At 71.5% G+C, this 20950-nt stretch carries 12 protein-coding genes and 1 pseudogene; all 13 read left to right on the forward strand.

Features of this window, described 5'->3' with window-relative positions; translation table 11 throughout:
* Positions 1-154: 154 nt before the first annotated feature.
* The 13 genes and pseudogenes from folC (at position 155) to K3769_RS28760 (ending at position 20922) form a co-directional block, all read left to right on the forward strand.
* On the forward strand, positions 155-1669 hold the full coding sequence (gene folC / locus K3769_RS28700) for a bifunctional tetrahydrofolate synthase/dihydrofolate synthase (protein ID WP_267029165.1): 1515 nt from the start codon (positions 155-157) through the stop codon (positions 1667-1669).
* 5 nt (positions 1670-1674) lie between these two features.
* The gene (locus K3769_RS28705; protein WP_267029166.1) at positions 1675-2019 is read left to right on the forward strand and encodes a DUF4233 domain-containing protein; all 345 of its coding nucleotides are present in this window, start codon (positions 1675-1677) and stop codon (positions 2017-2019) included.
* Between the two features lie 1025 nt (positions 2020-3044).
* The gene (gene ndk, locus K3769_RS28710) at positions 3045-3458 is read left to right on the forward strand and encodes a nucleoside-diphosphate kinase (RefSeq protein ID WP_267029167.1); all 414 of its coding nucleotides are present in this window, start codon (positions 3045-3047) and stop codon (positions 3456-3458) included.
* Between the two features lie 370 nt (positions 3459-3828).
* Entirely contained in the window at positions 3829-4848 is a 1020-nt protein-coding gene (locus K3769_RS28715) for a rod shape-determining protein (RefSeq protein ID WP_107016277.1), read from the forward strand.
* Between the two features lie 233 nt (positions 4849-5081).
* Positions 5082-6026, forward strand: a complete 945-nt coding sequence (mreC, locus tag K3769_RS28720) for a rod shape-determining protein MreC (protein ID WP_267029168.1) — start codon at positions 5082-5084, stop codon at positions 6024-6026.
* 14 nt (positions 6027-6040) lie between these two features.
* The gene (gene mreD / locus K3769_RS28725) at positions 6041-6712 is read left to right on the forward strand and encodes a rod shape-determining protein MreD (protein ID WP_267029169.1); all 672 of its coding nucleotides are present in this window, start codon (positions 6041-6043) and stop codon (positions 6710-6712) included.
* Positions 6709-8967: a penicillin-binding protein 2 gene (mrdA, locus tag K3769_RS28730; protein WP_267029170.1), complete on the forward strand. Its 2259-nt coding sequence runs from the start codon at positions 6709-6711 to the stop codon at positions 8965-8967. Before mreD ends, mrdA begins: the two co-directional genes overlap by 4 nt.
* Positions 8964-10163 (forward strand): rod shape-determining protein RodA, encoded by a 1200-nt coding sequence (gene rodA, locus K3769_RS28735; RefSeq protein WP_267029171.1) that lies wholly within the window; start codon positions 8964-8966, stop codon positions 10161-10163. Before mrdA ends, rodA begins: the two co-directional genes overlap by 4 nt.
* A 154-nt stretch (positions 10164-10317) precedes the next feature.
* Entirely contained in the window at positions 10318-11832 is a 1515-nt protein-coding gene (locus tag K3769_RS28740; protein WP_267029172.1) for a CYTH and CHAD domain-containing protein, read from the forward strand.
* A 123-nt stretch (positions 11833-11955) separates the two neighbouring features.
* The gene (locus tag K3769_RS28745) at positions 11956-13923 is read left to right on the forward strand and encodes a TIGR03960 family B12-binding radical SAM protein (RefSeq protein ID WP_267029173.1); all 1968 of its coding nucleotides are present in this window, start codon (positions 11956-11958) and stop codon (positions 13921-13923) included.
* Positions 13924-14049: 126 nt separating this feature from the next.
* Positions 14050-15381 (forward strand): annotated as a pseudogene (locus K3769_RS28750) (hypothetical protein).
* A 48-nt stretch (positions 15382-15429) separates the two neighbouring features.
* Positions 15430-16224, forward strand: a complete 795-nt coding sequence (locus tag K3769_RS28755) for a TIGR03936 family radical SAM-associated protein (protein WP_267029174.1) — start codon at positions 15430-15432, stop codon at positions 16222-16224.
* A gap of 249 nt (positions 16225-16473) precedes the next feature.
* The gene (locus K3769_RS28760) at positions 16474-20922 is read left to right on the forward strand and encodes an Rne/Rng family ribonuclease (protein WP_267029175.1); all 4449 of its coding nucleotides are present in this window, start codon (positions 16474-16476) and stop codon (positions 20920-20922) included.
* Positions 20923-20950: the final 28 nt, after the last annotated feature.

Below are 20950 nucleotides of genomic sequence, written 5' to 3' on the forward strand. Positions count from 1 at the left end.
TCGGGAGGGCTGCGCCGCTCCCGGGAGGGTTGTCGGGTGCAGGTGGGTCGGTGTGGGCCGCGCAGTTCCCCGCGCCCCTTGGGAGGGCTGCGCCGCTCCCGGGAGGGTTGCGCCCTCCCACAGCGGGCGTGGGTGGGCTCCGTAGACTGGGGGGGTGAGTGAGCTTCCGCAGGACAGCAGTGGGTCCGATCCGTTCGATCCGTTCGATGCGATCGTCGAGGCCGAGACGGAGCGCGATCCCGATCTCGCCGTGATCGAGGCCGGCAGCCGCACCCTGCGCACGCAGGGCCCCGCGCCGCAGTCCGACATTCCCGCGCGCCCGGACGACCCCGAGGCCGACAAGGCCCTGCGCCAGGTCGAGACCGAGCTGGCCACGCGGTGGGGCGAGACCAAGCTGGAGCCGTCCGTGGCCCGGATCTCCGCGCTCATGGACGTGCTCGGCGAGCCGCAGCGCGCGTACCCCTCGATCCACATCACGGGGACCAACGGCAAGACGTCCACCGCCCGCATGATCGAGGCCCTGCTCGGCGCCTTCGACCTGCGCACCGGCCGGTACACCTCGCCCCACGTCCAGTCGATCACCGAGCGGATCAGCCTGGACGGGGCGGCGATCCCGGCCGAGCGGTTCGTGGAGACGTACCAGGACATCAAGCCGTACGTCGAGATGGTCGACGCGGCCCAGGAGTACCGGCTCTCCTTCTTCGAGGTGCTCACGGGCATGGCGTACGCGGCCTTCGCGGACGCGCCCGTCGACGTGGCCGTCGTGGAGGTCGGCATGGGCGGCAGCTGGGACGCCACGAACGTGATCGACGGCGATGTCGCCGTGGTGACCCCCATCGACCTGGACCACACGGACCGGCTCGGCGGGACCCCGGGGGAGATCGCCAAGGAGAAGGCCGGGATCGTCAAGCAGGACGCGACGGTCATCCTGGCCCAGCAGCCCGTCGACGCCGCGCAGGTGCTGCTCAAGAAGGCCGTCGAGGTCGACGCCACCGTGGCCCGCGAGGGGCTGGAGTTCGGTGTGGTGAGCCGGCGGGTCGCGGTCGGCGGGCAGCTGCTGACGCTCCGCGGTCTCGGCGGGGAGTACGAAGAGGTGTACATCCCGCTGCACGGGGCGTACCAGGCGCACAACGCGGCCGTGGCGCTCGCCGCCGTGGAGGCGTTCTTCGGCGTCGGGTCCCAGCGGCCCGAGCCGCTCGACATCGACACGGTCCGCAAGGCCTTCGCGTCGGTCACCTCGCCCGGCCGTCTCGAGGTCGTCCGCAAGTCGCCGACCGTCGTCCTGGACGCCGCGCACAACCCGGCGGGCGCCCGCGCCACCGCCGAGGCGGTCCAGGAGGTCTTCGACTTCAGCCGGCTGATCGGCGTCGTCGGCGCGAGCGGCGACAAGAACGTACGGGGGCTGCTCGAAGCGTTCGAGCCGATCTTCACCGAGGTCGTCGTGACCCAGAACTCCAGCCACCGCGCGATGGACGTGGACGAGCTGGCGGGTATCGCCGTCGAGGTGTTCGGGGACGACCGCGTGCAGGTGGAGCCCCGGCTGGACGACGCGCTGGAGGCCGCGATCACGCTGGCCGAGGAAGAGGCCGAGTACGCGGGCGGCGGCGTCCTCGTGACCGGTTCCGTCATCACGGTCGGCGAGGCCCGGCTGCTGCTGGGAAGGGGCTGAGAGCCGTGCGGACGCTCTGTGCTTCGACGCTGATCGGTGAGTTCTTCGTGATCGGGTTCGCCGGGCTCGTGGCGATGAAGGATCCCGATCTGTCCATGGCCACGGTCTGGACGGTGTGCGGGATCGCGATGGTGCTGTGCCTGCTCCTGTGCGGGGTGATCACGCGGCCGGGGGGTGTGCAGCTGGGCTGGGCCCTGCAGGTGCTGCTGATCGCGAGCGGGTTCGTGGTGCCGGTGATGTTCTTCCTCGGCGCGGTGTTCGCCGCGCTGTGGTGGGCGTCCGTGCACTACGGGCGGAAGGTGGAGGAGGCGAAGGCGCGGTTCGCCGCGCAGGCGGAGGTGGGGGGATAGGGCGGGGTTCCGTCGTTTCCTCGGGGTTCCCCCGGGCCCCCCTTGTCCTCAGGCGCCGGACGGGCTGAGCGGTTTCGGGTGGGGGCGCCGGACGGGGTGAGTGGGTTCGGCGGGGGGCGTCGGACGGGCTGGGTGGGTTCGGCGGGGGGCGTCGGACGGGCTGGGTGGGTTCGGCCGTGGGCGCCGGACGAGCTGCGTAGTTTCGATGGTGGGCCTCTGCGGGTGCTGGCCGCGCAGTTCCCCGCGCCCCTGAAAGACGGGGCTCCGCCCCTGTCTTCCAGCCGCGCCGCGCCTCTGTCTTTGAGACGGGCTGGGCGTTTGTCTTTCAGTCGCGCCGCGCCCCTGTCTTCCAGCCGCGTCGCGCGCCTGTCTTTGAGACGGGCTGGGCGTTTGTCTTTCAGTCGCGCCGCGCCCCTGTCTTCCAGCCGCGCCGCGCGCCTGTCTTCGAGACGGGCTGGGTGCTTGTCTTTCAGTCGCGCCACGCGCCTGTCTTCGAAACGGGCTGGGCGCTTGTCTTCCAGCCGCGCCGCGCGCCTGTCTTTGAGACGGGCTGGGCGTTTGGCTTTAAGTCGCGCCGCGCCCCTGTCTTCCAGCCGCGCCGCGCCCCTGTCTTCGAAACGGGCTGGGCGCTTGTCTTCCACCCGCGCCGCGCGCCTGTCTTTGAGACGGGCTGGGCGTTTGGCTTTAAGTCGCGCCGCGCCCCTGTCTTCCAGCCGCGCCGCGCGCCTGTCTTCGAAACGGGCTGGGCGCTTGTCTTCCAGCCGCGCCGCGCGCCTGTCTTTCGGGCGGGCCGTGCCCCCGTCTTTCAGCCCGTCCGGCGTTTGAGGACAAGCGCGTCAGCGCGAACGGGGCCGAGGGCGGAGCCCGCGAACTGAGTCGGCGGGCGAGCCCGCGAACCGGGCCGGGGCGGAGCCCGTGAAGGGGGGCCGGGGTGGGGCCCTGAACGGGGCCGGGGGCGGAGCCCCCAGGAGGGCGCCCTGTAGCCTCGTCATCCGCACATTCGTGACCCTGAAGGAGCCACCACCGTGAGCCAGCGCACCCTCGTCCTTCTCAAGCCCGACGCGGTCCGTCGCGGCCTGACCGGCGAGATCATCAGCCGTATCGAGCGCAAGGCCGGCTGGCAGATCACCGCGCTGGAGCTGCGCACCCTGGACCAGGAGACGCTGGAGCAGCACTACGGCGAGCACCAGGGCAAGCCCTTCTACGAGCCGCTGGTCACCTTCATGGCGTCCGGCCCGGTCGTGGCGCTGGTCGTCGAGGGCGAGCGCGTCATCGAGGGCGTACGGGCGCTCGCTGGCCCGACCGACCCGATCGCCGCCGCCCCCGGCTCCATCCGCGGTGACTTCGGTGTGATCGTCCGCGAGAACCTGATCCACGCCTCGGACTCCGAGGAGTCCGCCGAGCGCGAGCTGAAGATCTTCTTCCCCGGTCTGGCGTAATCGCGGGACCGGCCGGGGCCGCCTCGCCCGGAGGCGGACCCGGCCCCGGTGAAAATCTTGTGAAGCGAAAATCCCCTGAAGCTCTGTCAGACAGGTAGCGTCTGACCTGCGGTCCGCACACAATGGGACGCACAATGAGGGCCGTCTGCGGGCATATGCGTGCCGATCGGGGGAACGCGTTCCCCCGATGGCCCGTCTCCACAAGCGAGGCGGCGCGTCTTCTGCTGACAATGGCGAAGACCCTCGCGCAGTGTTCGTGCAGGCGAGACTACGATGGAAGTCTTCACGTCACAGCGCTCACCCTCGCCATCCTGAAAAGCCATCAAAAGCTCCACTTGGGAAGGCCAGACGAATCCTGATGGGGAACTCAATGTCGTTCATCGGCCGTGACATGGCTGTCGACCTCGGGACCGCCAACACGCTGGTGTACGTCAGGGGTCGCGGGATCGTACTCAACGAGCCGTCCGTCGTCGCGATCAACACCAACACCGGTGGCATCCTCGCGGTCGGCGCGGAAGCGAAGAAGATGATCGGGCGGACGCCGGGCAACATCGTTGCCGTGCGCCCGCTGAAGGACGGTGTCATCGCCGACTTCGAGATCACCGAGCGCATGCTCCGCTACTTCATCCTGAAGATCCACAAGCGGCGCTACCTCGCCCGTCCGCGCGTCGTCGTCTGTGTGCCCTCGGGCATCACGGGCGTCGAGCGCCGTGCCGTCATCGAGGCGTCGTCCCAGGCCGGCGCCCGTCAGGTGCACATCATCGAGGAGCCCATGGCCGCCGCCATCGGCTCCGGTCTGCCGGTCCACGAGGCCACCGGCAACATGGTGGTGGACATCGGCGGCGGCACCACCGAGGTCGCGGTCATCTCGCTCGGCGGAATCGTCACGGCACAGTCCATCCGGGTCGCCGGCGACGAGCTGGACAACGCGATCATCCAGCACATCAAGAAGGAGTACTCGCTCCTCCTCGGTGAGCGGACGGCCGAACAGATCAAGATCACGATCGGTTCCGCGTACGACCTCGACAATGACGAACACACCGAAATCCGCGGCCGGGACCTGGTCTCCGGCCTTCCGAAGACCGTCGTGATCTCGGCGGCCGAAGTCCGCAAGGCGATCGAGGAGCCGGTCAACTCGATCGTGGACGCCGTCAAGACCACCCTCGACAAGTGCCCGCCGGAGCTGTCCGGCGACGTCATGGACCGCGGGATCGTGCTCACCGGCGGCGGCGCCCTGCTGCGCGGCCTCGACGAGCGGCTGCGGCGCGAGACGGGCATGCCGATCCACATCGCCGAGGACCCGCTGGACAGCGTGGCCCTCGGGGCCGGCAAGTGCGTGGAGGAGTTCGAGGCGCTCCAGCAGGTGCTGGACGCCCAGCCGCGCAGATGACGTAACTCTTCGATTCCGCCGTACGAGATGATCCCTTCTCGTACGGCGGATCGTTGATATTGAGGCATAAGCTCCCCCATACCACCGCGGGTGCCGCCCGATCGGGCGCCGACCCGGTGCCCGACCTGATGCTCCGGGGTTTCCTCAGGGTTCCCGGAGGTCGTCACGACTCCCGGGGAACCTGTTGGGTGAGCCATACATGAATTCCGACGAGGAAGGCACGGCCGTCGCACGTGAGGGACACACGAGAGAGCCGGCTGCTCCTGGTGCTGCTGATCGCCATCGCGTTCGCCTTGATCACGGTGGACATCCGCGGGGGTGAGGACTCCCCGGTCGACGGTGCCCGCCGTGGCGCCGCCACGGTCTTCGGCCCGATCGAGGACGGGGTGTCGACCGCCGTCGACCCCGTCGGCAACGCGATCCAGGCCGTGAAGGACTCCGGTGACCGCCACGACCGCGTCACGCGACTGGAGCGCGACAACGCCGAGTTGAAGGCGAAACTGGGCAGCGACGACCGCAACCGCAGCCGCAGCGCGCAACTCGACAAGATGCTCAAGACGGCGGGCGCCGGGCAGTACGGCATCAAGGGCGCCGAGGTCATCGCCATAGGAGCGGCCCAGGGCTTCTCCTGGACCGTCACCATCGACGTCGGCGCGAACGACGGCATCAAGCGCGACATGACCGTCCTGAACGGAGACGGACTGGTCGGACGCGTCACCACGGTCGGCCCCGGCACCGCCACGGTCCTGCTCGCCAACGACCCCGACTTCACGGTCGGCACGCGCATGGAGTCCACCGACGAGCTCGGCTTCGCCTCCGGCCAGGGCGACCGCCCGCTGCGCGTGGAACTGCTCAACGGCAAGGCCAAGATCAAGAAGGGCGACCGGCTGGTCACCTTCGGCTCCCAGGCCGACAAGCCGTTCGTGCCCGGCGTGCCCGTCGGCCTGGTCTCCCGCGTCGACCCCTCCGGCGGCGACCTGACCCGCACGATCTACGTCACGCCGTTCGTGTCCTTCTCCAAGCTCGACATCGTCGGTGTCGTCGTCCAGGCCCCGCGCAAGGACCCGCGCGACGAGGTGCTGCCCGCCAAACCCAAGCCCACGCCCACGCCGACCGTGACCGTCACGGTCACGCCCTCCGCGAACGCGCCCGCCGACGGCCTGCAGCAAGAGCAGTAGGAGCTGACTTCCCCATGCGCTTCAACCGAATGCTGCTCTCCGCCACTTTGGTGATCGTTGCCCTGGTCATCCAGGTCAGCGTCCTGGCCCGGCTGCACCTGCCGGGCGCCGTACCGGACCTGCTGCTGCTCACCGTCCTCGGCCTCGCGCTGGTCTACGGCCACGTCGGCGGCGCCCTCGTCGGCTTCGGCGCGGGCCTGCTCGCCGACCTGGCCCCGCCCGCCGACCACGCCGCCGGCCGCTACGCCCTCGTGCTCTGCGTCATCGGCTACCTCGCCGGACTCGCCAAGCCCGACAACGGCCAGCTCAAGTCCGCCACCGGCCCGATGGCCGTCGTGGTGGCCGCCTCGATCGGCTCCACCCTCCTGTACGCGGGAGTGGGCGCCCTCGTCGGCGACACCGCCGCCCGCCATGTGGGCCTCGGCGGTCTGCTGTTCACGGCCGCCCTGTACGACCTGCTGCTCGCGCCGTTCGTGGTCCCCGGCATCATGGCCCTGGCCCGGCGCGCCGAGAACGATCCGCTCGCCGACACCGGGGGGTCCGGCAAGTCGGCCGACGTCGCCGCGGGCTGGATCAGCTCAGGCACCGGCCTGCGCATCGGCAGCCAGCGCGGCGGACTGAGAGTGAAGGCCGCCAAGGCACGGATGGCCCGGGCGGGACGCATCAAGGGGGTCAAGCGACTGTGACCAACATTCCCGAGACCGGCCGGACCCCGCGGGTCCAGATCCGGCTCATCGTCATCCAGATCCTCGTCCTGTCCCTCCTCGGCACCCTCGGCGGACGGCTCTGGTACCTCCAGATCCGCAACGGCGACGAGTACGCCAAGGAGGCGTCGGGCAACCACGTCCAGCAGGTCGTCAGCCCCGCCGTGCGCGGCTCGATCCTGGACGCCCGCGGCGTGCCGATCGCCGACAACGAGACCCGGCTCGTGGTCTCCGCCTCCCGCACCGACCTGCTGAAGATGAAGGACGACGGCGACGCCGTCCTCGCCAAGCTCGCGGACGTCCTCGGCCTGAAGGCCGCGGACGTACGGGACAAGGTCCGGCTGTGCGACGCGAAGACGCCCCAGCCGTGCTGGAACGGCTCGCCCTACCAGCCGATCCCCATCACCGACGAGGCCACGCCCAAGCAGGCCCTGCAGATCCGCGAGCGCGCCGAGGACTTCCCCGGCATCACCGCGGAGCCGCAGGCCGTACGCCGCTACGCCGCCCCCGGCAAGGCCAACACCGCCCAGGTCCTCGGTTACCTCTCGCCCGTCACCGACGAGGAGATCACCAAGGCCGAGGACACCGACTCGCCCTACCTGCGCTCCGACCAGGTCGGCCGCTCGGGCCTTGAGCGCCAGTACGACAAGCAGTTGCGCGGCAAGGCCGGCGTCACCCGCTACGAGGTCGACAACCTCGGCCGGGTCATCGGCCAGGCCGAGAGCGACGAGGCCCAGCCCGGCGCGAACGTCGTCACCAGCATCGACTCCCGCGTCCAGCGCGTCGCCGAGTACGAACTGAACGAGGCGATGAAGGTCGCCCGTACCGAGTTCGACAAGAACACCGGGGAGAACTACAAGGCCGACTCCGGCGCGGTCGTCGTCATGGAGGCCAAGACCGGCCGGGTCGTGTCGATGGCGTCCAACCCGTCCTACGACCCGAACGCCTGGGTCGGCGGGATCTCCGGCAAGGACTACACGAACCTCACCGGCAAGGCCTCCAACTACCCGCTCCTGAACCGCGCGATCCAGGGCCAGTCGGCGCCCGGCTCGATCTTCAAGGTCGTCCCGACGGCCGCCGCCATAAACGCGGGCTACTCCTTCGACGGCCCCTACCAGTGCGGCGCCTCGTACTCCATCGGCGGCCAGGTCTTCAAGAACTTCGAGTCCAAGGGGTACGGCCCGATCAGCCTCGGCCGCGCCCTGGAGGTCTCCTGCGACACCGTCTTCTACAGCCTCTCCCACGAGGAGTGGAAGAAGGACGGCGGCATCAAGCCGAAGAAGAACGCCAAGGACTGGTTCTACAGGACGGCCCACCAGTTCGGCCTCGGCAAGGAGACCGGCATCGACCTGCCGAACGAGGTCACCGGCCGTGTCCCCGACCGCAAGTGGAAGTCGGACTACTGGAAGGCCAACAAGGACGCCTGGTGCAAGTACGGCAAGAAGGGCGGCTCGTACGCGCAGCAGATCGCGTACGAGAACTGCCTCGAAGGCAACCGGATGCGCGCCGGTGACTCCGTCAACTACTCGATCGGCCAGGGCGACACCCTCGTCACGCCGATACAGATGGCGACGATCTACGGGGCCATCTCCAACGGCGGCACGCTGTACAACCCGACCGTCGGCAAGGCGATCGTCAGCGCGGACGGCAAGTCCGTCCAGGAGATCGAGCCGAAGTCGCACGGCAAGCTGCCGATGACGAAGAAGACCCGCGACGCGATAGACGGTGCCCTCGCGGGAGTCGCGACCCGCGGTACGGCCGCCTGGCGGTTCGGCGGCTGGCCGCAGGACGAGATCCCGATGCACGCCAAGACGGGTACGGCCGAGGTCTACGGCAAGCAGACGACCTCGTGGTTCGCCACGTACACCAAGGACTACACGGTCATCATGACCATCTCCCAGGGCGGTACGGGTTCCGGCGCCTCGGGCCCCGCCGTGCGCAAGATCTACAACGCGCTGTACGGGGTCTCCGAGGAAGGCAAGATCGACAAGAAGAAGGCGCTGCTCTACACGCCGCAGAAGAACCTGCCGAAGGTCGAGAAGGACGGGTCGATCGACTCCCCGAAGGCCGAGGAGTACCCGCCCAAGGCGGAGGAGCAGGCCACCGAGGAAGGGCAGCAGCAGGTGGCGTACGACAACCCGGCGGCCACCACGCGGAACCCCGGCACCGGCACCAACCGTGACACCCGCAGGCGCTCGGCGCGCCGCCCGAAGAAGAGGCGGGGGTCGCTCGTATGACCGGCGGAAACGGTTTCTCCGTCTCCGGATACGGGCCCGAACGGGCCAGCTGGACGCGGGTCTTCGCCCGTGACTCACTGGCCCGCAGGCTCGACTGGCCGATACTGTTCGCGGCCCTCGCGCTCTCCTTCGTCGGCGCGGCCCTCGTCTACTCGGCGACCCGCAACCGCACCGAGCTCAACCAGGGCGACCCGTACTACTTCCTGTTCCGGCATCTGCTCAACACGGGCATCGGGTTCGCCCTGATGATCGGCACGGTCTGGCTCGGCCACCGCACCCTGCGCACGGCCGTACCGGTCCTCTACGGACTCTCGCTCCTCCTGGTCCTGCTGGTGCTGACCCCGCTCGGTGCGACCGTCAACGGCGCCCACGCGTGGATCATCATCGGCGGCGGCTTCTCGCTCCAGCCCTCCGAGTTCGTGAAGATCACGATCATCCTGGGCATGGCGATGCTGCTCGCGGCCCGGGTCGACGCGGGCGACAAACCGCATCCCGACCACCGCACGGTCGTGCAGGCGCTCGGCCTCGCCGTCGTACCGATACTGATCGTCCTGCTCATGCCCGACCTCGGTTCGGTCATGGTCATGGTCATCATCGTGCTCGGCGTGCTGCTCGCCTCCGGCGCCTCCAACCGCTGGATCTTCGGTCTCATCGGGGCCGGTGCGCTCGGGGCGATCGCGGTCTGGCAGCTCAAGATCCTCGACGACTACCAGATCGCCCGCTTCGCCGCGTTCGCCAACCCCGCGCTGGACCCGGCGGGCGTCGGCTACAACACCAACCAGGCACGGATCGCGATCGGCTCCGGCGGACTGTTCGGCACGGGCCTCGGCAAGGGTTCGCAGACCACCGGCCAGTTCGTGCCCGAGCAGCAGACCGACTTCGTCTTCACGGTCGCCGGCGAGGAGCTGGGCTTCGTCGGCGCGGGGCTCATCCTGCTCCTGCTCGGCGTCGTCCTGTGGCGCGCCTGCCGCATCGCCCGCGAGACGACGGAGCTGTACGGCACGATCGTCGCCGCCGGGATCATCGCCTGGTTCGCCTTCCAGTCCTTCGAGAACGTCGGCATGACCCTCGGCATCATGCCGGTGGCCGGGCTGCCGCTGCCCTTCGTCTCGTACGGAGGGTCGTCGATGTTCGCCGTGTGGGTAGCGGTGGGGCTGCTGCAGTCGATCAGGGTGCAGCGGCCCATGTCGGCGTAGTCGTTCCACTGGGTTTGGCGTTGCCGGGAAGGGGCGGCCGCAGTTCTGCGGGTGCGGGTCCGTCGTGGCCGGCCGCGCAGTTCCCCGCGCCCCTTACGGTGCTCGGCCGCCCCGCCCCTTACGGGGGGTGGGGTGGTGCATCTAAATTCAGGTCATGGCGGACACCAAGCGCGAGATCGAGCGTAAGTACGAAGCCGATGAGAATGCCGGACTGTCGGATCTGCCGGACCTGACGCGCGTACCCGGCGTCTCGGCCGTCATCGACAAGGGCGTCGCCGAACTCGACGCCGTCTACTACGACACGGCCGACCAGCGCCTCGCCGCCGCGTCGCTCACCCTGCGCCGCCGCACCGGCGGCGACGACGCGGGCTGGCACCTGAAACTCCCCGTCTCCGACGGCGTACGCGACGAGATCCGCGCCCCGCTCTCCGACACCGTGCCCCGCGCCCTTGCCGGACTCGTCCGCTCCCGGGTGCGCGACGCCGAACTCGTCCCCGTCGTGCGGCTGCTGTCCGCCCGCGACGTCCGGCACCTCGTCGACGGATCCGGGGGCCTGCTCGCCGAGGTCAGCGTCGACCGCGTACGGGCCGAGCGGCTCAGCGGCGGCGACGGCACCGCCGAGTGGACCGAGATCGAGGTCGAGCTGGCGGACGACGGCGACCCCGCCTTCCTGGACAAGGTCGAGAAGAAACTCCGCAAGGCCGGAGTCTCCCGCTCCACCTCCGCGTCCAAGCTGGTCAGAGCGTTGGACGAGACGGGCCGCAAGGCGCGCAAGGAGCCCGTCGTGGCGGCGCCGCCCGTCACCGCCGGCGACCACGTCCTCGCCTACGTCCGCGCCCAGCGCGACGCGATCGTCGAACTGGACCCCGCCGTCCGCCGGGACGTCTTCGACGCCGTGCACAGCATGCGGGTCGCCACCCGCAGGCTCCGCAGCACGTTCCGCTCGTACGGCAACGTCCTGGACCGGGGCGTCACCGACCCGCTCCGCGACGAACTGAAATGGCTGGCGGGGGAGCTCGGGGTCGACCGCGACCAGGAGGTCCTGACCGAGCGGCTGACGGCGGCACTGGCCGGACTGCCGCGCCCCCTGCTCGCCGGCCCCGTCCGCGGCCGGCTGCGCACCTGGGCGCACGCCCGCAGGGCCGGCTCCCGGCGCCGCCTGGTCGCGGTCCTCGACGGCGGCCGTTACCTGGACCTCCTCGTCTCCCTCGACGCGCTGCTCGCCACCCCGCCGCTGCGCGGGGCCGCCGCGGACACCACCGGGAAGGCGGTCACCAAGGCCGTGCGCAAGGACTTCGACAAGCTGTCCGCACTGGTCGGGCGGGCCGTCGACCTGCCGCCGGGGGAGGGCCGCGACCTCGCGATCCACGAGGCCCGCAAGAAGACCAAGCGCACCCGTTACGCGGCCGAGCTCGCCACCGCGGTACTGGGCGGGCCCGCGAAGAGCCTGGCGGGCGACATGAAGTCCCTCCAGGGCCTGCTCGGCGAACACCAGGACAGCGTGATGGCCCGGCTCACCCTGCGCGACCTGGCCGCCCAGGCCCACGCGGCGGCGGAGAGCGCCTTCACGTACGGGGTCCTGTACGGCCGGGAGGAGCGCCTCGCGGCCTCGGTGGAGGCCGCGCTGCCGGAGGCATGGGAGACGATCAGGAGCGGGACGAGCGTCTAGGGGGCCTCGGTGGGCCCTCCTCGGTGGCACCCCCTCCCCGGAGGGGCGCGAACGCGTACGGGGCGGACCCCCGGGCACGTTACGCTTGAAAGTCATCCCCTGTCGCTCACAAAGGTTCGCGAGATGTCTGCCGAAACCGCTGTGTCGGTCTTTCCACAGCTCGAAGCTCTGCTCCCGCATGTGCAGAAGCCGATCCAGTACGTCGGTGGAGAGCTCAACTCCACGGTGAAGCCCTGGGAGGAGTGCGACGTCCGCTGGGCGCTCATGTACCCGGACGCGTACGAGGTCGGACTGCCCAACCAGGGCGTCATGATCCTCTACGAGGTCCTGAACGAGCGCGAGGGCGTCCTCGCCGAGCGCACGTACAGCGTCTGGCCGGACCTCGAGGAGCTGATGCGCGAGCACGGCGTCCCGCAGTTCACGGTGGACGCCCACCGGCCCGTGAAGGCCTTCGACGTGTTCGGCCTCTCCTTCTCCACGGAGCTGGGCTACACGAACATGCTGGCGGCGCTCGACCTCGCCGGCATCCCGCTGGAGTCGAAGGACCGCGGTCTCGACGACCCGATCGTGCTGGCCGGCGGCCACGCGGCCTTCAACCCCGAGCCGATCGCCGACTTCATCGACGCGGCGATCATCGGCGACGGCGAGCAGGCCGTGCTCGACATGACCGAGATCATCCGCGCCTGGAAGGCGGAGGGCCGGCCCGGCGGGCGCGAGGAGGTCCTGTTCCGCCTCGCGAAGACCGGCGGTGTGTACATCCCGGCGTTCTACGACGTCGAGTACCTCCCCGACGGCCGTATCGGCCGCATGGTCCCCAACAAGTCGGGCGTCCCGTGGCGCGTGTCCAAGCACACCGTCATGGACCTGGACGAGTGGCCGTACCCGAAGCAGCCCCTCGTGCCGCTCGCCGAGACCGTCCACGAGCGCATGTCGGTGGAGATCTTCCGCGGCTGCACCCGCGGCTGCCGCTTCTGCCAGGCGGGCATGATCACCCGCCCCGTCCGCGAGCGCTCCATCACGGGCATCGGCGAGATGGTCGACAAGGGCCTCAAGGCGACGGGCTTCGAGGAGGTGGGCCTGCTCTCCCTGTCCTCGGCGGACCACTCGGAGATCGGCGACATCGCCAAGGGCCTCGCGGACCGGTACGAGGAGGACAAGGTCGGCCTCTCGCTGCCCTCCACCCGCGTCGACGCGTTCAACGTCGACCTGGCGAACGAGCTGACCCGCAACGGCCGCCGCTCCGGTCTGACCTTCGCCCCCGAGGGCGGCTCCGAGCGCATGCGCAAGGTCATCAACAAGATGGTCTCGGAAGAAGACCTGATCCGGACCGTCTCGACGGCGTACGGCAACGGCTGGCGCCAGGTCAAGCTGTACTTCATGTGCGGCCTGCCCACCGAGACCGACGAGGACGTCCTGCAGATCGCCGACATGGCGATGAACGTGATCGCCGAGGGCCGCAAGGTCTCCGGCCAGAACGACATCCGCTGCACGGTGTCCATCGGCGGCTTCGTCCCCAAGCCCCACACCCCGTTCCAGTGGGCCCCGCAGCTGTCGGCGGAGGAGACGGACGCGCGCCTCGGCAAGCTCCGCGACCGGATCCGCGGCGACAAGAAGTACGGCCGCTCCATCGGCTTCCGCTACCACGACGGCAAGCCCGGCATCGTCGAGGGCCTGCTCTCCCGCGGCGACCGCCGCATCGGCTCGGTCATCCGCGCCGTCTACGAGGACGGCGGCCGGTTCGACGGCTGGCGCGAGTACTTCTCGTACGACCGCTGGATGCGCTGCGCCGACAAGACGCTCCCCGCCTTCGGCCTGGACGTCGACTGGTACACGACCCGCGAGCGCACCTACGAGGAGGTCCTGCCCTGGGACCACCTGGACTCGGGCCTCGACAAGGAATGGCTCTGGCAGGACTGGCAGGACGCACTCGACGAGACAGAGGTCGACGACTGCCGCTGGACGCCTTGCTTCGACTGCGGGGTGTGCCCGCAGCTGGATCTCGACATTCAAGTCGGCCCGACCGGCAAGAAGCTGCTGCCGCTGACGGTCAAGAACGCCGCCACCGCCTCGGCCGGCGGCCACAGCCACTGAGGCCGGACTCATGGCGCGGAGGGTGCGATCCGGGGCGAGCGCGCATGTCCGGGGCGAGCACGGATAAACGTGCCGTTCCCGGACCGTTCGTGCATCCATCCGGGCGGCTGACGCGTCCGTGTGGGTATGGACCTGGAGAAGTCGCCGCGGCCCGCGCCGCCCGTGATGCCCGCCCGGCAGCCGGACGCCGCTCCTGAGGGATGTCTCGCCGTCGCCATCCGCATCCCGGTGCGGATCGTGGTGTTCGTGCTGATCGTGCCCGTGCGGATGGCCTGGGACGCGCTCGTCGTCTGCGGCCGGCTCATCGACGACACGCTGCTGAGGCCGCTCGGCCGCGCGCTCATGTGGGTGCTCGCGCCCGTCGGCCGGGCCCTCGCCCGGCTGCTGAACGGCGTCGCGACCGTACTCGCCTGGGTGTTCACCGGCCTCGGGTACGCGTTCAAATGGCTGTGCATGCTGCTGTTCGTCTGGCCCTGGGTGGGCCTGTGGCGGTACGTCGCCGTGCCCGTGGGGCGGGCGCTGGGCCTGGCTCGGGCACGTGCTCCTGGTCGTCCCCGCCCGATGGCTGTACGCGCGGCTGCTGACACCCCTCGGCCACGGCATCGTGTGGACGCTGCGGGGCCTCGGGGCGGGCTGCGCCTGGCTGTGGCGGACGGCGGTGCTCACTCCGACGGGCCGGCTGTACCGGGCCCTGCTCGCGCCGGCCGGGCGAGTTGTCGCGTGGGTCGCCGCGGGGCTGTGGTTCGGGGTGGTGTGGGTCTCGCGCGGACTGTGGGCGGGAGTTGTATGGGCCTGCCGGGGGGTGTGGGCGGGCCTCACCTGGGTCGGCCAGGGGCTGTGGGCCGCCGTGACATGGGTGGGCCGGGGGCTGTGGGCCGTGGCGGTGTGGCTCGGCAAGGTCGTCGGGACCCTTCTGCGGTGGATCCTCGTCGTCCCCGCCGTCGCCCTGTGGCGCTGGGTCCTCGCCCCGGTCGGACGAGCCCTCGCCGTCATCGCGCGCGAGGTCGGTGAGGCCCTGGGACACGCGTGGCGCGTCGCCGGATACGTGTCTCTCGCCGTCGGACGCTTCCTCGGACGACTCTTCCGGTGGATCTTCGTGGAGCCGGTCCGGTGGGCGTACCGGAGTGTGTTCACTCCGATGGGGCACTTCGTACGGGACGTCTTCTGGAAGCCCGCCGCGGAGGCCGCGCGGAGCGTGGGCCGTGTCACCCGGCAGGCCCTGGCGAGCGCCCGGGAGACGGCCCGGCAGACCAGGGCCGACATCCGGCGCGCGCTGTTCGGCGCGCCGCGCGAGCCCGAGCCCGTACCCCTGCCCGGAGCCCGCGCCGAGCCGGACCCCGTACGCCTGGTCAAGCCCGGCGGGCCCCGGTAGAACGCGCCGCCCCCTCCCGGAGGGAACGCACGGGCGCCGGCACACGTACTCTAGGTAGTAGTACGACCGCACTCACGAAGGACTGAACGACACTGGGCAAGCGACAGCCCGAAGGCCCGCCGCCCGCACCCGCGGTGCAGCGCATCCGACTGCGCTACACCAAGCGCGGCCGCCTCCGGTTCACCAGCCACCGTGACTTCCAGCGTGCCTTCGAGCGCGCGTTGCGCCGAGCCGAGGTGCCCATGGCGTACTCGGCGGGGTTCACGCCGCACCCGAAGGTGTCGTACGCCAATGCCGCACCCACCGGCACGGGCAGTGAGGCGGAGTACCTGGAGATCGCGCTCACCGAAGCGCGCGATCCCGGCACGCTGCGCGCACTCCTCGACGAGTCGATGCCCGCCGGGCTCGACATCATCGACGCCGTGGAGGCCCGTACGTCGGGTCTCGCCGACCGGCTCACCGCGTCCGTGTGGGAGATGCGCCTCGACGGCGTGTCGCCCGAGGACGCCGAGCGCGCGGTCGACGCCTTCACGGCGGCCGAGACCGTCGAGGTGCGGCGCAAGGCGAAGAACGGCATGCGCACCTTCGACGCCCGCGGCGCCGTCGCGAGTCTGGAGGCGCACGGTGCACAGCCGACGGCACACGGTCCACAGGCTGATAGGCCGACCGACCAGGCCTGTGCGATACTGCGGCTGGTTGTTCGGCACGTGACGCCTGCCGTTCGACCTGACGACGTCCTGTCCGGTCTTCGAGCCGTGGCCGACCTGGCGCCGCCGGTCCCCGCAGCGGTGACCAGGCTGGCGCAGGGGCTTTTCGATGAAGAGACCGGCACGGTGACCGACCCGCTCGCGCCCGACCGCGAGGCAGCAGCACCTTCCCCGGGAGTCTCCGGGGACACCGCAGCTGCCGCCGCGAAGGCGCTGGCGTAAGGAAGGTCCCGCGCAGGGACGTACGTCGAAGCGCCGCCCTCGTATCCGGGAGCCACCTGGTTCGGGCAGCGCACCGACCAGAAGACTTTCGCCAGGCCGTACGCACACATGGCGTACGGAACCGGCGAGACAGGACACAGAGAGCTCCCGTGCGGCGCCCGCGCCCCGGACGGCGGCACCGCGCAACGCGCGAGCCGCGGACGTCACCGGATCCGCGGCGCCCGGGAGCCTGACGGGAGATCCACCCGCATGCTTGAGCCGACCGACCCCACCGAGTCCTCGACGGGCTCCGACAACAACACCCCGAGCGACACGCTGCCGCCACGTCGGCGCCGTCGTGCCGCTTCGCGCCCCGCCGGCCCGCCGTCGGGGAACGCCGAGGACACCGCCGTGGCACAGACCACGGCGCCGGCCGTACCGGCTGTGACCTCCGCGGACCTCGCGACGGAAGAGGCGCAGGAGAACGAAGAGGCGGCTGCGACCGCCGCGCCCGCGCCGGCCGACGAGGCCGCGCCCGCCCCCCGTGCGCGCCGACGCGCCACCCGGCGGGCATCCGCCCCCGCGGGCGCCCCGCAGGCCGCCGAGACGGCGGACGCCACCGCGGCGCCGAGCGACGAGGCCGCCGCTACCGCGACCACCGCGCCGACCGTGGACGAGCCCGAAACCCCGGCCCGGACAGAGGCCGAGGCCGACGCCGAGGCGGCGCCTGCTCCGCGTGCGCGCCGTCGTGCGACTCGTCGTGCCACTGCGCCTTCGGGTGCGCCGCAGGCTGCCGATGCGGCTGAGGCGTCCGTGCCCTTTGAGGCGCCGCAGGTTGCCGAGGCTCCGGCTGCCGCCCCGGTCGCCGAGGAGGCACCGGCTGCCGTGACGCCCGCCGAGACCGACGCCGACGCCGAGGCGGCGCCCGCCCCGCGTGCGCGCCGTCGTGCGACTCGTCGTGCCACGGCGCCTTCGGGTGCGCCGCAGGCTGCCGATGCGGCTGAGGCGTCCGTGACCGTTGAGGCGCCGCAGGTCGCTGAGGCCCCCGCAGCCGCTGCGGTCGCCGGGGAGGCACCGGCCGCCGAGGCTGACGCAGAGGCCGCGCCCGCCCCCCGTGCGCGCCGTCGTGCCACCCGCCGCGCCACCGCGCCCGCCGGTGCGCCGCAGGCCGAGGCGGAGGGCGAGACGTCCGAGCCGGCGCCCGCCGAGGCCGCCGCCGAGCCCACTCGTCGCGCCGCCCGGCAGAAGGCGGAGCGCGCCGAGACCCCCACCGCGACCGAGCCCACCGAGGCCGTTGCTCGCGACGAGCGCAGGGAGGCCCCCGTGGCCGCTGCCAGGAACGACCGGTCCGCCGAGGCCGAGAGCCCCGCCGACGCCGAGGACGCCACCCCGCGCCGCGCCCGTCGCCGCGCCACGCGCAAGGCGGCCGGAGGCTTCTCCGCGCCCGCGCCCCGCAAGACCGCCGAGGAGGGTTCGGCCCGGCGCCCCGCGCGTCCCGCCGTCGCCGTCTTCCAGGCGCCGGTCTTCACCGAGCCGATGTTCCAGACGCCGGAGCGTGCCGCTGCCGCCGCCGCGGCCGAGGCCGCCGAAGAGGCGGAGGAGGTCGTGGAGCCGGTCCAGCAGGCCGCCCCCGTCGCCGCTCCCGTGGCCGCCGCCGAGGAGGAGACGGGCGGTTCGCGCCGTCGCCGCCGCCGTGGCAGGGCGGAGGAGCCCGCCGCTCCCGCCGAGCGCGCCCCGGTGGAGCGTGCCCCCGAGGCCGAGGAGCCGGCCGACGAGGAGCCCGTCGAGGAGGAGTCCGCGGAGGACGCCGCCGACGGTGACGACAGCGAGGAGACCGGTTCGCGCCGCCGTCGCCGCCGCGGGGGCCGTCGCCGCCGCCGGGGCGAGTCCGCCGACGCGGACGACGACTTCGCGGGGGAGCAGAACGAGCAGAACGAGCGGGGCGGGCGCGGCGAGCAGGCCGCCCGCACCGCCGACGACACCGACGACACCGAGGACGCCGCCGAGCAGTCCGAGGAGGACTCCGCCGACGCGGACGACGACCACGACGACGGGGGCGGCTCCAGCAGCAGCCGTCGCCGCCGCCGCCGGCGCCGTCGCGCGGGTGACTCCTCCGGCGAGGTAGAGACCGGCGACAGCGACCCCGAGCGCACGGTCGTCAAGGTCCGCGAGCCCCGCAAGAAGGACGAGCACCCGAGCGACGAGGTCCAGTCCATCAAGGGCTCGACCCGCCTGGAGGCCAAGAAGCAGCGCCGCCGTGAAGGGCGCGAGCAGGGCCGCCGCCGCGTCCCGATCATCACCGAGGCCGAGTTCCTGGCCCGCCGTGAGGCCGTCGAGCGCGTGATGGTCGTCCGCCAGAACGGCGAGCGCACCCAGATCGGCGTCCTCGAGGACGACGTGCTCGTGGAGCACTACGTCAACAAGGAGCAGGCGACGTCGTACGTCGGCAACGTCTACCTGGGCAAGGTCCAGAACGTGCTGCCGTCGATGGAGGCCGCCTTCATCGACATCGGCAAGGGCCGCAACGCGGTCCTGTACGCCGGTGAGGTCAACTTCGAGGCGCTGGGCATGGCCAACGGCCCCCGCCGCATCGAGAGCGCCCTGAAGTCGGGCCAGTCGGTCCTCGTGCAGGTCACCAAGGACCCGATCGGCCACAAGGGCGCCCGCCTCACCAGCCAGGTCTCGCTGCCCGGCCGCTACCTGGTCTACGTGCCCGAGGGCTCCATGACCGGCATCAGCCGCAAGCTGCCCGACACCGAGCGCGCCCGTCTGAAGACCATCCTCAAGAAGATCGTCCCCGAGGACGCGGGCGTCATCGTGCGCACCGCCGCCGAGGGCGCGAGCGAGGACGAGCTGCGCCGTGACGTCGAGCGGCTGCAGGCGCAGTGGGAGGACATCGAGAAGAAGGCGAAGAGCGGCGGCGGCTCGAACGCGCCGACGCTGCTGTACGGCGAGCCGGACATGACCGTCCGGGTCGTCCGCGACATCTTCAACGAGGACTTCACGAAGGTCATCGTCAGCGGCGACGAGGCGTGGGACACCATCCACGGATACGTCGCCCACGTGGCGCCCGACCTGGCGAACCGGCTGTCCCGGTGGACCTCCGAGGTCGACGTCTTCGCGACGTACCGGATCGACGAGCAGCTCGCCAAGGCGCTGGACCGCAAGGTCTGGCTGCCGAGCGGCGGTTCGCTGGTCATCGACAAGACCGAAGCGATGATCGTGGTCGACGTCAACACCGGCAAGTTCACCGGTCAGGGCGGCAACCTCGAAGAGACGGTCACCAGGAACAACCTGGAGGCGGCCGAGGAGATCGTGCGTCAGCTGCGGCTGCGCGACCTCGGCGGGATCGTCGTCATCGACTTCATCGACATGGTCCTCGAGTCCAACCGGGACCTGGTGCTCAGGCGCCTCCTGGAGTGCCTGGGCCGCGACCGTACGAAGCACCAGGTGGCCGAGGTCACCTCGCTGGGCCTGGTCCAGATGACCCGCAAGAGGGTCGGGCAGGGCCTGCTGGAGTCCTTCTCGGAGACCTGCGTCCACTGCAACGGCCGTGGCGTGATCGTGCACATGGAGCCGCCGACCTCCGCCGGAGGCGGCGGCAAGCGCAAGAAGCGCGGTCGCGGCGGTGCCGAGCAGACCCACGAGCACGAGCACACGCACGACCACACGCACGAGTCGGAGTCGGCGGACGCCGTCGAGCCGGACGAGACCGCTGCCGAGGTCGCCGCGGAGACCGCCGAGCCCGTCGCGCTCCCTGAGCCCGAGTTCGTACCGGACGAGGATCTCTACAGCAGCGCCGCCGAGGCGGAGGCCGCGGCGACCCGGGGTGGCCGTTCGCGTCGCCGGTCGGGTCGGCGGGCGTCGGCCCCGGCGGGCACGCCGCGGTCCGAGTCCCGCAGGGCCGAGCGTGCCGAGCGGACGGAGCGCAACGAGCAGGCGGAGCGGACGGCAGAGCGCGGCGACGAGGTGCCGACCGCACAGTCCGTGACGACCGAGGAAGAGATCGCGCGTCCGGTTCAGCAGGAGCCGGCCGAGGTCGCGCAGGCGGCGCCGGTCGCCGCCGAGGACCCGACGGTCGAGGCCCCGGCCGCCACCGAGGCCCCGGCCGTCGACGACGCGGCTCCCAAGGGCCGTACGCGCCGTCGGGCGACCCGCAAGGTGTCCGCGCCCGCCGGTTCGCCCGCGGTGGCCGAGGGGACCGTGGTGACGGTCTCCGAGCCGGTCACACCGGCTGCCGCGCCCGCCGAGCCCGTGGAGCAGGCCGCCGAGGCCGTCCCCGCGGGGGAGCAGCCCGTCGCGGACAGCGCCGCCCCGGCCCGTCCGAGGCGTCGTGCGGTCCGTAAGGCCACCGCGCCGACCTCGTCCGCCGAGACCGCTGTCGTGGTCGTCCCGTCGGCGCAGCCGGAAGCTCCGGCGCAGGCCGCCGAGGCGCCGGTCGAGGCCCCCGCGGAGTCGTCCGGTGAGGACGGCGGAGACGGCGGGGAGGCCGCGGCGCCGGCCAAGAAGACGGCCCGCAAGGCGGCCAAGAAGGCGCCGGCGAAGAAGGCCGCCGCGAAGAAGACGACGACGGCGGCCAAGAAGACGGCCGCCAAGAAGACCACGGCCAAGAAGGCGACGAAGACCGCCAAGACGGCCGCGAAGTCGACGTCCAAGAAGACCGCGGCGGCGGAGCAGCAGACGCCGTCCACCGTCACCGCCTCCACCGACGAGGACTGACGAGGACTGACGAGGACTCACAGGTTCT

This window comes from Streptomyces ortus (genome assembly GCF_026341275.1).
GTDB lineage: Bacteria > Actinomycetota > Actinomycetes > Streptomycetales > Streptomycetaceae > Streptomyces > Streptomyces ortus.

Bases quoted from the DNA above. Each gene is read 5' to 3' on its own strand.
- K3769_RS28715 (WP_107016277.1), top strand. From the start codon at position 3,829: ATGTCGTTCATCGGCCGTGACATGGCTGTCGACCTCGGGACCGCCAAC.
- mreD (WP_267029169.1), top strand. From the start codon at position 6,041: ATGCGCTTCAACCGAATGCTGCTCTCCGCCACTTTGGTGATCGTTGCC.
- rodA (WP_267029171.1), top strand. From the start codon at position 8,964: ATGACCGGCGGAAACGGTTTCTCCGTCTCCGGATACGGGCCCGAACGG.
- K3769_RS28740 (WP_267029172.1), top strand. From the start codon at position 10,318: ATGGCGGACACCAAGCGCGAGATCGAGCGTAAGTACGAAGCCGATGAG.
- K3769_RS28745 (WP_267029173.1), top strand. From the start codon at position 11,956: ATGTCTGCCGAAACCGCTGTGTCGGTCTTTCCACAGCTCGAAGCTCTG.
- K3769_RS28760 (WP_267029175.1), top strand. From the start codon at position 16,474: ATGCTTGAGCCGACCGACCCCACCGAGTCCTCGACGGGCTCCGACAAC.